13 protein-coding genes are annotated in these 11,767 nt (G+C 70.8%); 3 read left to right on the forward strand and 10 right to left on the reverse strand.

Translation table 11 applies throughout. The annotated features are described in order from the left end of the window. Positions 1–188: 188 nt before the first annotated feature. On the reverse strand, positions 189–1,268 hold the full coding sequence (locus ACIOHP_RS48030; protein ID WP_401897898.1) for an NADH:flavin oxidoreductase/NADH oxidase: 1,080 nt from the start codon (positions 1,266–1,268) through the stop codon (positions 189–191). 120 nt (positions 1,269–1,388) lie between these two features. Between ACIOHP_RS48030 and ACIOHP_RS48035 the strand changes: the two genes are divergently transcribed. Beyond that, the gene (locus ACIOHP_RS48035) at positions 1,389–1,742 is read left to right on the forward strand and encodes a helix-turn-helix domain-containing protein (RefSeq protein WP_361549681.1); all 354 of its coding nucleotides are present in this window, start codon (positions 1,389–1,391) and stop codon (positions 1,740–1,742) included. On the opposite strand, the gene ACIOHP_RS48040 is transcribed toward ACIOHP_RS48035, so the two are convergent. Beyond that, a complete protein-coding gene (locus tag ACIOHP_RS48040; protein ID WP_401897900.1) occupies positions 1,662–3,050 on the reverse strand; it encodes a nucleobase:cation symporter-2 family protein in 1,389 nt (462 codons plus the stop codon). The two genes, ACIOHP_RS48035 and ACIOHP_RS48040, sit on opposite strands and share 81 nt — an antisense overlap. 88 nt (positions 3,051–3,138) lie before the next feature. Then, positions 3,139–4,485: an FAD-dependent oxidoreductase gene (locus tag ACIOHP_RS48045; protein WP_401897903.1), complete on the reverse strand. Its 1,347-nt coding sequence runs from the start codon at positions 4,483–4,485 to the stop codon at positions 3,139–3,141. 199 nt (positions 4,486–4,684) lie between these two features. On the opposite strand from ACIOHP_RS48045, the gene ACIOHP_RS48050 reads away from it, so the two are divergent. Then, positions 4,685–5,146, forward strand: a complete 462-nt coding sequence (locus ACIOHP_RS48050; RefSeq protein WP_401897905.1) for a DUF6214 family protein — start codon at positions 4,685–4,687, stop codon at positions 5,144–5,146. A 28-nt stretch (positions 5,147–5,174) separates the two neighbouring features. Here the strand turns inward: ACIOHP_RS48050 and ACIOHP_RS48055 are convergent, their stop codons facing one another. Then, entirely contained in the window at positions 5,175–5,810 is a 636-nt protein-coding gene (locus ACIOHP_RS48055; protein WP_401897907.1) for a DUF305 domain-containing protein, read from the reverse strand. 97 nt (positions 5,811–5,907) lie between these two features. Between ACIOHP_RS48055 and ACIOHP_RS48060 the strand changes: the two genes are divergently transcribed. Next, positions 5,908–7,407 carry an LVIVD repeat-containing protein gene (locus ACIOHP_RS48060; RefSeq protein WP_401897909.1) on the forward strand — a complete coding sequence of 500 codons (1,500 nt, stop codon included), beginning with the start codon at positions 5,908–5,910 and terminating at the stop codon, positions 7,405–7,407. Here ACIOHP_RS48060 and ACIOHP_RS48065 read toward each other — a convergent pair. The 6 genes from ACIOHP_RS48065 to ACIOHP_RS48090 form a co-directional block, all read right to left on the reverse strand. Next, a complete protein-coding gene (locus ACIOHP_RS48065) occupies positions 7,395–8,072 on the reverse strand; it encodes a helix-turn-helix domain-containing protein (RefSeq protein WP_361549693.1) in 678 nt (225 codons plus the stop codon). The two genes, ACIOHP_RS48060 and ACIOHP_RS48065, sit on opposite strands and share 13 nt — an antisense overlap. A gap of 153 nt (positions 8,073–8,225) precedes the next feature. After that, positions 8,226–8,942: an HAD family hydrolase gene (locus ACIOHP_RS48070; RefSeq protein WP_401897911.1), complete on the reverse strand. Its 717-nt coding sequence runs from the start codon at positions 8,940–8,942 to the stop codon at positions 8,226–8,228. 9 nt (positions 8,943–8,951) lie between these two features. Then, positions 8,952–9,452 carry a hypothetical protein gene (locus tag ACIOHP_RS48075; protein WP_401897913.1) on the reverse strand — a complete coding sequence of 167 codons (501 nt, stop codon included), beginning with the start codon at positions 9,450–9,452 and terminating at the stop codon, positions 8,952–8,954. After that, entirely contained in the window at positions 9,449–10,120 is a 672-nt protein-coding gene (locus ACIOHP_RS48080; protein WP_401897915.1) for a phosphatase PAP2 family protein, read from the reverse strand. The genes ACIOHP_RS48075 and ACIOHP_RS48080 overlap by 4 nt, the downstream gene beginning before the upstream one ends. 52 nt (positions 10,121–10,172) lie before the next feature. Further along, entirely contained in the window at positions 10,173–11,108 is a 936-nt protein-coding gene (locus ACIOHP_RS48085; protein WP_401897917.1) for a M56 family metallopeptidase, read from the reverse strand. Between the two features lie 75 nt (positions 11,109–11,183). After that, complete coding sequence (locus tag ACIOHP_RS48090; RefSeq protein WP_401897920.1) at positions 11,184–11,714, reverse strand: DUF5134 domain-containing protein; 531 nt, start codon at positions 11,712–11,714, stop codon at positions 11,184–11,186. Positions 11,715–11,767: the final 53 nt, after the last annotated feature.

An 11,767-nucleotide genomic window follows, 5' to 3' on the forward strand; every position in this document is an offset into this window, starting at 1 on the left:
TCTTCTCGTCCCGGGGTGCTGCGGGGCGGCGGCTGACGCGGATGCGGATCTGGCGGTTCATGGCGCCCTCCTGACGTTCGATGCGGCCAGCCTTGTCGTCGGGAGCCCCCGGCGCATCGTGCCTATGGAGACACCGACCCCGATCTTCCGGCAGTACGCGCCGGGGGTGCCGTACTCCGGAGGGAGGATCAGACCGACCGGTGGTACTGGTCCGGCACCCGCACGTCCCCGCCCAGTTCCCGCGCCGCGTGCCGCGCCCACGACGGGTCGCGCAGCAGCTCACGGCCCAGCAGTACCGCGTCGGCCTCGCCGTTGACCAGGATCTTCTCGGCCTGCTCGGGCTCGGTGATCATGCCGACCGCGGCCACCGGCAGCGAGGTCTCCGCCTTCACCCGGGCGGCGAAGGGGACCTGGTAGCCGGGGCCGGTCGGGATGCGGACGCCGGAGGCGTTGCCGCCCGTGGAGACGTCGAGGAGGTCGATGCCATGGGCCCGGAGGTCGGCGGCGAAGCGGACCGTGTCGTCCGCCGTCCAGCCGCCCTCCTCCAGCCAGTCGGTCGCCGAGATACGGAAGAACAGCGGCTTGTCGTCCGGCCACACCTCCCGTACGGCGTCCACGACCTCGAGGGCGAAGCGGGTGCGGTTCTCGTACGAGCCGCCGTAGGCGTCCGTGCGGTGATTCGAGTGCGGGGAGAGGAAGTTGCTGATCAGATAGCCGTGGGCGCCATGGATCTCGGCGACTTCGAACCCCGCGGCGAGGGCGCGACGGGCCGCGTCCGCGAACTGGCCTACGACCTGCTGGATCTGAGCGACCGTCAACTCGGTCGGTACCGCGTGCCGTTCGTCGAAGGCGAGCGGGCTCGGCCCCAGCGGCTGCCATCCGTACCCGTCCGTGCCGAGCGGCGCGCCGCCCTTCCACGGCCGGTCCGTGGCCGCCTTGCGGCCGGCGTGCGCGAGCTGGATGCCCGGCACTGTGCCCTGGGACACCAGGAAGCGGGTGATCCGGCGGAACGCCTCGACCTGGGTGTCGTTCCAGATCCCCAGGTCGTACGGCGAGATCCGGCCCTCGGGGCTCACCCCCGTCGCCTCGACGATGATCAGGCCCGTGCCGCCCGCCGCGCGCGCCGCGTAGTGCGCGAAGTGCCAGTCGTTGGGCGCCCCGGTCTCCGGGCCCTCGGGGGCCGCGGAGTACTGGCACATCGGCGGCATCCACACCCGGTTGGGGATCGTCAGATCGCGCAGGGTGCAGGGCTCGAAGAGGGCGCTCACGGCGGACTCCAATCGTCACGGGACCGAGCGGTCGACTCGTACGATAGGCATCGTAGTACGTAGAGTGTCAAACTACGAGAGGTCTCGTACAATGGGCTCCCCGAAGAGTCTGGAGCCACCGTGACCTCTCCCGCCGTCAGCAGCCGCGATCTTCCGCACCCGGCGCGCGAGGAGATCCGGCTGGAGCCGATCCTGCACGCGCTGTCCGACCCGATGCGGCTCCGGATCGTGCGAGAGCTCGCCGCCGTGGGCGACGAGCTCACCTGTTCGCAGTTCGAGCTGCCGGTCACCAAGTCCACGACCACGCACCACTTCCGCGTGCTGCGCGAGGCCGGGGTGATCCGGCAGATCTACCGGGGCACCGCCAAGATGAACGGGCTGCGCAAGGGGGACCTAGACGACCTCTTCCCGGGACTTCTCGACAGTCTCCTCGGCGCCGCCTCCCGCCAGGACGGCCGCCTCGGGATCGACTGAACCGGCCTTCGAGGGAAGGTGGTTGAACAGCAGGTTCAGCACGATAGCCGTCAGACAGCCCGCGCTGATGCCGCTGTTCATCACCGTCTGGAACCAATCCGGGAACTTCTCGTAGACCGTCGGCACCCCGACCGGCAGCATGCCGACGGCGACCGAGACGGCCACCACCGTCAGGTTGTTGTTGCCCTTGAAGTCGACCTGCGCGAGCGTCCTCAGTCCGCTCGCCGCGACCGTCCCGAACATCACCAGGCCCGCGCCGCCGAGCACCGGCGCCGGAATGGCCGCCACGACCGCGCCCAGCTTGGGCAGCAGGCCCAGCAGGACGAGGATGCCGCCCGCCGCGGCGACGACCCAGCGGCTGCGGACCCGGGTCATGCCGACGAGACCGACGTTCTGCGCGTACGCCGTGTACGGGAAGGTGTTGAAGACGCCGCCGAGGACGGTGGACAGGCCGTCGGCGCGCAGACCGTCCGCGAGGGAGCGCGGCTCGACCTTGCGGTCCGTCATCTCACCGACCGCGATCAGGTCACCGGTCGTCTCGGTCATCGTCACCAGCGCCACGACCAGCATCGAGACGATCGCCGAGAACTCGAAGGTGGGCGCACCGAAGTGGAACGGAGTGCTGATGCCGAGCCAGTCCGCGTCGCCGACCCCGTCGAAGTCCGTGAACCCGAACGGAACCGCGACCGCGAGCCCGACCACGATGCCGCTCAGGACGGCGATCCGGCTCAGGAAGGCCGGCGCGAACCGCTGCACACCGAGCACGACGAGCAGGACGAACGCGGCGAGCCCGAGGTTCTTCGGCTCCCCGAAGTCGGGCGCACCGACACCGCCCGCGGCCCAGTTGCCCGCGACCGGGAGCAGCGACAGCCCGATGATCAGGATCACGGTGCCCGTGACCAGCGGCGGGAAGAAGCGCAGCAGCTTCCCGAACACCGGCGCCAGCAGCATGATCGCGAGCCCCGCGACGATCACCGAGCCGTAGATCGCGGGCAGTCCGCCGCCGGTGGTGCCGATGAGCACCATGGGCGACACGGCGGCGAACGTACAGCCCTGCATGATCGGCAGCCGCACGCCGAAGCGCCAGAACCCGATGCACTGGATGAGCGTCGCTATGCCGCACACCAGGAGATCGGCGGTGATGAGGTACGCGAGGTCGGCGGCCGACAGTTTCATCGCGCTGCCGACGATCAGGGGGACGGCCACGGCTCCGGCGTACATCGCGAGGACGTGCTGGAGGCCGAAGGCGGCCAACTGGCGTACGGGTGGGACTTCGTCGACGGGATGTACGGGAGCGGTTGTCGTCATGAGCGAGACCGTAGGCTCCTTGAACAGTTTGTTGATTTCCGAGCTGTTGCCGCTGTGTGTCATGCCCACCCGGACGCGTTCGACTCTGCTACGAGGTGCTCCTCCGCGCCGCGGCCAGCAACGATTCCCAGTCCGGCAGCTTGACCACACTCCGCCCGAGCGAGACCCCCAGCTCCGTCTCCGCCCGTTCGATGGCGCACCACCCCGTCCACTCGACGGGCTCGGTCCCTTCCGCCCGCAGCGCCGCCAGGGGATCGCCGGGCAACTCCCTGCGCAGGAGGGCGGCGGCATCCTCCAGCAACGACGTCACCGTCTCCTTCGCACAGGGGCGATTCGTGCCGATGACTCCGGTCGGTCCCCGCTTGATCCAGCCGGCCACGTACTCGCCCGGCACGACGGTCCCCTCGCGCAGCACCCGCCCGGCGAGATGCGGCACCGTACAGGTCGCGGGGTCGAACGGCAGCCCCTCCAGCGGCACCCCGCGATAACCCACCGACCGCAGCACCAGCTGCGCCGCGATGTCCTCGTACCGGCCCGTCCCCGTCACCCCGCCCTGTCCGTCGGGCACCGTCCGTTCGAAGCGCACCGCGGCCACCCGTTCTCCCCCACCGGCGAGGAGTTCGACGGGACGCAGGAAGAAGCGCATATGGATCCGGCGCGCCGCGGACCGCCCGGGAGCGGTGGCCCAGCCGCGCAGCACCTCCACATTGCGGCGCGCTGCGGCGGGCAGCGCGGAGGGGTCGAGGTACGCCGGGTCCAGCGCCAACTCCCGCGGATCCACCGTCACTTCCGTGTCCGGCAGAGCGCCCAGCTCGCGCAGCTCCTTGGTGGTGAACCGAGCCTGGGAGGGGCCTCGACGGCCCACCATGTGGACCTCGGTCACCCGGCTCGCGGCCAGTGCGGAGAGCGCCGCCTGCGGCATGTCCGTGGGGCTCAGCTCCGCGGGGCCCCGGGCCAGCATCCGCGCCACGTCGACCGCGACGTTCCCCACGCCGATGACCACGGCAGAGCGGGCGTCGCGGACGAATCCGTCGTCGACGGCGTCCGGATGGGCGCTGTACCAGGACACGAACTCGGTCGCCGACCAGCTGCCCGGCAGGTCCTCGCCGGGAACGCCCAGATGCCGGTCGGTGGCGGCCCCCACGCAGTACACGACCGCGTGGTACAGCTCCCGCAGCCGGGTGGCGGGCACCCCGTCCTCGCCCACCCGCACCCCGCCGAGGAAGCGCACCCGCTCGTGCTCCAGGACCGTGCGCAGATTGCTCTGGAGGGACTTGATCTTCTCGTGGTCCGGGGCCACCCCGTAGCGCACCAGGCCGTACGGGCACGGCAGCCGGTCCAGGACGTCGACGCGGACCGACGAATCCAGCTGTACGAGGCTCTGGGCGGTGTAGCACCCGCTCGGCCCGGAGCCGACGACGGCGACACGAAGCACGGCGGTACTCCTTACCCGAGGGATCAGAGGAGATCGCTGATGTCTCCAGCATCGCACTGTCGCTGCTGCGCTGACAGGGTGCTGTACGGGTCCATGGGCGCGTGTCCGTTGGTATGCAAAGTGATCATGCGGTTACGTTGCGTGTGTGCTAGAAGCATCGTTTCTTAATCTTTCTGATCGTTGCCCGTCGGACGGTGCGGTGTCCGTGTGGCCCGCGTGGGAAGTGCGGGAGGGCGGGGGCGCGACAGCCTGGTTCCATGTCCGGCTGGCGTTCACCGACGGCGCCCGGGTCGACGCGCTCGCCGTCGTGGCCGAGGGGCAGGTCTCGGTCGAGGACGTCCGCGCCCAGCCGGCCCTCTCGCTGGACGACCTCGCGGTGTTCGCCGACTGGATCGAGGGCCCGCTCTTCGAGGCGTGCGGTGCCGGACCCGCGGAAGGGGACGACGAGCCGGCCGGGTCGCGGCGCGCCCGGCCGGCCTGGCCGCGAGGTGTCGAGGGCCGTCTGCTGCTCGCCCAGGAGTACCGGGCGGCCCAGGAGGACGGGGTCGACCCGGTGCTCGCGGTGATGTGCGCGACCGGCCACAGCCGCCGCAAGTCGCTCCGGCTGATCGCGCAGGCGCGCGACGCGGGGTACCTGACGCCACGTCACGCCCGGCGCTGAGTACGGCTGTTGCGGTCGGCCGGGGCCTTTACTGCATGTCCCGCATCCGGGAGATCTCGGCCGTCTGCTGGGCGACCACGTCGTCGGCCATCTCCTCGATCCGGAGGTTGTTGCCCTGCCCCTTCACGTCGGTGGCCATGGTGATCGCCCCTTCGTGATGCGTGATCATCAGGGTGAGGAAGAGCTGGTCGAAGGCCGTGCCCTTGGCGGCCCGCAACTTGTCGATCTGCGCCTCGGTGGCCATCCCGGGCATCGAGGCGTGGTCGTGCGCGTCGCCCTCCTGGGTCTCCTCCTTGCCGTACGTCTTCAGCCAGCTCCGCATGGCGGCGATCTCCGGTCCCTGGGCCGCCTTGATCCGCTCGGCCAGCTTCTCGACCTTCGTGGACTTCGCGCGATCCGGGGCGAGTTCGGTCAACTCCAGTGCCTGTGTGTGGTGCTCGATCATCATCCGGGCGTACGAGACGTCCGCCGAGTTGGGGGAGTCGTCCTCGGCACGCTGGTCCGCGGCCTCGTCGGCGGAGAGGGTGCGGTTCGCCTCGCCGGGCTTGCCGGGCACGAGCACCGACGGTCCGCTCGGGGCCGGTTCGGCGTTCGAGGCCGTGTCGCAGGCCCCAAGTCCCAGCATCGCGAGGGCGGTGAGGGTCACCGGGGCGAAAAACTTCATTGCGATCTTGTTGCCCCCTGTTGGTATGTGCATGGCGAAGACAATACTTCGGTGGTGCGTGACCCGTTCCGAGGTGAACGGAACTAGGGAGGAAACAGTGATCCTGTTGAAGAACCCTCGAACCCGGCACAGACGACTGGGAGTCGCCGCAGCTGCGGCCGGGCTCCTGGCGGCGTTGCTGACGGCGGGACCCGCGGCCGCGACCCCCGACCCCGGGGACGGCCCGACCGTGGGCGAGGAAGTGTCCCAGAGCACCGAGGCCGAGGTCCGGGCCGCGATAGCCGACGGGGAGATACCCGGCAAGGACGAGATCGTCCACTCCGACAACATCGAGCATGTAGCCAACTCGCCCAAGGCCTTGGCGAGTCTCAACTCGGACCTGGCGTTCCAGGGCAAATACGCCTTCTCCGGCAACTTCGACGGCTTCGTCATCTACGACATCAGCAACCCCAAGGCACCGAAGACCGTGTCCCAGGTCCTGTGCCCCGGTTCCCAGAACGACATCTCGGTCTCCGGAAACCTGCTCTTCCTGTCGACGGACTCCTCGCGCACCGACAACAGCTGCAACAGCACCACGCAGCCCGCGACGGAGAAGTCCTCCTGGGAGGGCATCAAGGTCTTCGACATCAGCGACAAGGCGAACCCGAAGTACGTCGCCGCCGTCGAGACCGCGTGCGGCTCGCACACCCACACGCTGGTGCCCGAGCGCAAGAACGTCTACGTCTATGTCTCCTCGTACTCGCCGAACGCCGCCTACCCCGACTGCCAGCCGCCGCACGACGGCATCTCCGTCGTCAAGGTGCCGCGCAACTCCCCCCAGAACGCGGCGGTCGTGAGCTTCCCGGTGCTGTTCCCGGGTGAGGGCCCGGACGGCGGCGGCAACCCCGGCGGACCCACCAACCCGGGCGTCTCCAAGACCACCGGCTGCCACGACATCACGGTGCTGCCCTCGAAGGACCTGGCGGCGGGCGCCTGCATGGGTGACGGCATCCTGTTCTCCATCAAGGACCCCGAGAACCCGAAGGTCATCGACCGGGTCCAGGACAACGTCAACTTCGCGTTCTGGCACTCGGCGACCTTCAACCAGAAGGCGAACAAGGTCGTCTTCACCGACGAGTTGGGCGGTGGCGGCGCGGCCACCTGCAACGCGGCGATCGGTCCGAACCGCGGCGCCGACGGCATCTACGACGTCGTCGGCAAGGGAGACAAGCGCAAGCTCGTCTTCCGTAGCTACTTCAAGATTCCCCGCTACCAGGCGGACGTCGAGGTCTGCGTGGCCCACAACGGCTCGCTGATCCCGGTCAAGGGCAAGGACATCATGGTCCAGGCCTGGTACCAGGGCGGCGTCTCCGTCTGGGACTTCACCGACTCCTCCAAGCCGAAGGAGATCGCCTACTTCGAGCGCGGCCCGGTGAACACCGAGCAGCTCACCACCGCCGGTCCCTGGTCGGCGTACTACTACAACGGCTACATCTACTCCAACGACATCGCCAAGGGCTTCGACGTCCTGAAGATCAAGGACCGGCGCACGGACCCGGCCAAGCGGGTGCGGGTGGGCGAGCTCAACGTCCAGACGCAGCCTGACTACTTCGACTGACCGGCCGCGGGATCGCCGGTCGCGAAGAAGCGCGACAGATCGGTCTCGTACGTCCCGCCGGACGCCTCATCGGTGTCCGGCGGGACGCCCAGTTCCCAGTCCAGCCGGTAGCGCCCGAACAACTCGGCCCGCAGCACCGGGATCGGCATCGGGACCCCGGGCACCAGGGCCGCGTAGACCGACCCCATGAGCAGGGCGCGCAGCATCGGATAGTCGGCGTCGACGTCGTCCGAGCCGTTGCGGGCGACGGTGTCCCTCAGCAGTTCGGCCAGGCGCCGCTGTTCCGGGCACGGCATGAAACCCTCGGCGTGCAGCAGTCCGGCCATGTGCTGGCGCATCAGCACGGGCCGATCCCGGGCCAGGCCCAGGATCGCGTCGATGGCCCGCGCCATCCGCTCCTTGCCGTCGTCGGTGCGCGGCTCGCGCTCCAGCGCCTCCTCCAGCGTGCGGTGCATCAGCCGGTGCACGGCGGACTGCACGAGCTGGCGCTTGCCGGGGAAGTAGTACGACGTCAGCCCACGTGCCGAGCCGGCCCGGTCCGCGATGTCGCCGAGCGTCGTCGCCTCGTAGCCGTGCTCGGATACCAGCTCGACGGCCGCCTGCAGGAGCCGCTCGCGGGAACGACGGCGCAACTCTTCATTGACCGAGGCGCTGCGCGGGGACATGCTGTAACTCCTGCGTTGACTGGTTACCAGCCAACTATACTCAGTGCGTCCGGACCGGCCGGTGAAACGGCTGGTCAGGGCTGCCGTCTGCCTCGGGCGACGCGGGGGATCGCCCGAGGCGGGCGGTTCTTCCGCTCCAGTGGTGGCCTGAGGCTACTTATCGGCGGTGTCCTCCCGTGCCCCGTCCACGAGATCCAGCACCGCCAGCAGCCCGTCCGGGCGCTCGGTCACCGGCAGATGGTCCACGAAGTGCAGCCCGCAGCCCAGCGCGGCCGCACCGCCGTCGGCCCGCCGGTCGTCACCGACCATCAGGGTGGTGCGCGGGTCGGCCCCGAGGCCCTCGCAGGCGAGGGCGAACAGCCGCGGATCCGGCTTCTGGACACCGTGCTCGTACGACAGCGCATACACGTCGACGTACGGGTCGAGGCCGTGCTCCCGGAACACGGGCCGCAGGTCCCACCCGATGTTGCTGACGACCCCGACGCCGATCCCGCGCTCGCGCAGGTCCCGGAGCACCTCGGCGGCGTCCGGGTAGGGCTGCCAGGCGGACGGCGACCGGTGGCGGTCGTAGAGCCGGTCGTGCAGCCGCGGGTCGGGCAGCGGCACCTGCCGGGAGAGCCCGGTGTAGGTGGCCCGGTGCAACTCGGCGCTCTCGTCCCGGGTCGCCCACCGGCTCGCCAGTTCCTCGGGCACCCGCACCGGATTCGCCCCGCCCGGCAGCGCCCCCGCCACCTCCAGCGCCTTCGCCGCCGAGGTGATCTCGGCCTCGGGGAGCGCGATCCCGGCTTCGGCGAGCGTTCCGCGCAGCCAGGACTCGGTGGACTCGATGCGGAACAGGGTCCCGGAGAAGTCGAACAGCACTGCGATCATGCGCAGATCCTACGAGTCGACGTTCCACTCGACCGGAAGATCACTGCCGCAGAACACGCACACGAACTCGCCCTCACGCACCACGGAACACTCCCGGCACCGCTCGCAGCGACGGAACACCACCTCGTGGGTGAAGCGGCCGGGATGGCCGACACCCGCGGACTCCAGGGCACGGGCGACCGCGTGCCACGACGTGACGTCCGGGCAGTAGCCGGTCGACTGGTTGCTGATCTCGTGGGCCGTCCACGGCCCGGACGCGCGGCTGAAGGCCATCTCTCCCGCCGCCAACACGGAACCGCCGCCCGCGCAGGCCACGTGCTCGCTGCGCCGCGGCGCGAGCCGCAGCCGGCCGTCCAGGTCCACGACGAAGGTGTACGGCTCCCGCGCCTCGGCCACGCCGCGCTCGGCCACCCAGGCGCCCAGGTCGGCCGGTGACCCGATGGCACGGCCCCCGGCGCCGGGGCGGACCAGCGCCCGGATCTCCGCCGGTCCCACATAGCGGTAGCTCACGTCTTGCGCCGTTCGTGCACGAACACCGCCACGGCCACCACCAGCACCCCCAGCAGCCAGCCGCCCACGACGTCCGAGGTCCAGTGGACGCCGAGCCAGATACGGGTGAGGCCGACGCCGACGACGGAGACGAGGGAGAGGGCCAGGACCGTGTGGAAGAGGCGGCGGTCGGCGCCGTGGTGGTGCAGGAGCCACAGCAGGAGGCCGCAGACGACCGTGGCGGTCATGGCGTGGCCGGAGGGGTAGGCCGCGTAGTGGGCCGAGTCGACGGGGTCGGGCCAGACCGGGCGGGGACGGTCGACGCCGGCCTTGAGCCCCTGTTGCAGCAGGGTGCCCAGCAAGCACGTGAACCCCAGCCACAGGGCCGTCCACCACGCCCGGTGTCGCCACATCAGCCACAGGGCGACCACCGCGCACAGCAGTCGCATCGTCCACGGGTCCCACACCCAGTCGGTGAGGATGCGGAAGGCGTGGGTGAGCCCTGACTCGTCCACCGCCCAGCGGTGCGTGGTCGTCGCGATGTCCTGGTCGAGGCTCATCAGCGGGTGCCACCGGACCGCGACCAGGGTGAGCAGCAGTACGGAGCACACGGTCAGGACACCGGCCGAGCGGAGGGCGGTGCGCGGGCCCTGCGGGCGGGACGGGGCGTCGACGGTCGGCGAGTGCATACTACGATCCTCGCCGACCGGCGGGGCAGGAGGCGAATTCCGCCGGACAGCCCTAGCCGAGCGCCCGCAATCCCGGCACGAACGCCACCAGCACCGGGACCACCGGCACCAGTGCCGCCGCCGCCGTCAGGCGCAGCCGGCGGGCCGCCGTGAGCCGGTCCCGGGGAGTGAGCAACCGGTTCACGCGCTGCGGGACATGGGCCTGCGGGGTCGGGCAGGGCCCGAACACCCCCCGGTCCTCGTTGAGTTCCACCAGCGCCAGCGCGGTCGTCAGACGCCCGAAGCGGCGCGAGGCCATGTCGTCCGCGGCGAGCTCGACGAGCCGGTGCATCTCGTCGCGGAACGCGGCGAACACCGGAACCTGCGGAAACCCGCCCGCCAACGCGCCCGAACTGTGCAGCAGCCAGTCGTGCCGGGCCAGCGCGTGACCCTCCTCGTGGGCCAGCAGAGCGTCCAGCCGGCGCCCCTTCAGGCGGCGCAACGCGGCCGTGGTGATGACCAGTTGGGGCGCCGACCCGGGCAGCCACCACGCGTCGGGCCGCTCGCCCTCCAGGACCACGAGAGGTCCGGCGCCCCGCTCCTCGCCGGGCAACATCGGGGCCCGCACCAGGAGTTCGGCCCTGCGCAGCCGACGCCGCGCACGCGCCCGTACGACCTCCCGGACCAGCATCGCCGCGCTCCACACCCCGCCCAGCGCCAGTGTCACCGCGGTCGTCGCCGCCCAGCTGCCGCCCCTGCCGAGCGCGTACGCCTCCACGACGCCGGACGGCGCCGGCGCGAAGACATGGCCGCGCACCGCCTGCCAGGCCGCTGCCGCGCTGAGCGTCATCGACAGGGCGCAGCACAGGAGCACGGCCGCCACCGCGCACTGCCACACCCACAGGGCGACCACGGGTTCACGGTCCACCCAGTCGGCCCGGGCGAGCAGCCGGGGGGCGAGGACGGCGGTCAGCGCGCCGAGCAGCAACAGTGCCGCGGGGACCATCATGGGAGCAGCCTATGAGCGGCTCACCGCCCGGGGGTACGGACCACGAGGGCAAAGTGACGCAGGACACGGAGGTGTTCAGAGCGTCGCCAGCATCGCGACCATGGCGATCCCCATCGACAGCCGGCACGCCCGCGCCAGCTCCGGCCGGTCGCCCCAGCCGACGGTCCCGCCCCCGGCGGCCACGGGCACCAGCCGCACTCCGGACAGCAGGACGTACCCCACGAAGTAGAGGAGCAACGCCCCGGTCAGCGAGGGGATCCCGGATCCCGCGTGATGCCCGGGCGAGGCGGCCATCACCACCGCCATGTAGACCATGGCCGACGCCCCGACCAGGTGGTGCAGATGGTGGGTGCTCGTCCGTGCCGCCCACAGCGCCCGTAAGGCGGCCGCGCCGAACACGAGGGCATAGCCGGACCAGGCCCACGGCGGCGGGGTGAACACCGCCGCCGGTACGGCCATCGCGGCCATGCCGAAGCCCATGAGCGCCTCGCCGCCCGCCGCACGGCGCTGCTCCTCGACCTCGCTGCGCATCCGCAGCAGACAGTAGGCCCCGGTCGCCGCACACAGCGCCACCAGCAGCCAGCCGGGCGAAGCCGGTCCGTGCACACGCACCTCCCCGCTCGACGGTCGGTCAGGGATGCGATGCCCCACCGCTGTGG

The sequence above is a fragment of the Streptomyces sp. NPDC087859 genome, from assembly GCF_044742595.1.
GTDB lineage: Bacteria > Actinomycetota > Actinomycetes > Streptomycetales > Streptomycetaceae > Streptomyces > Streptomyces canus_F.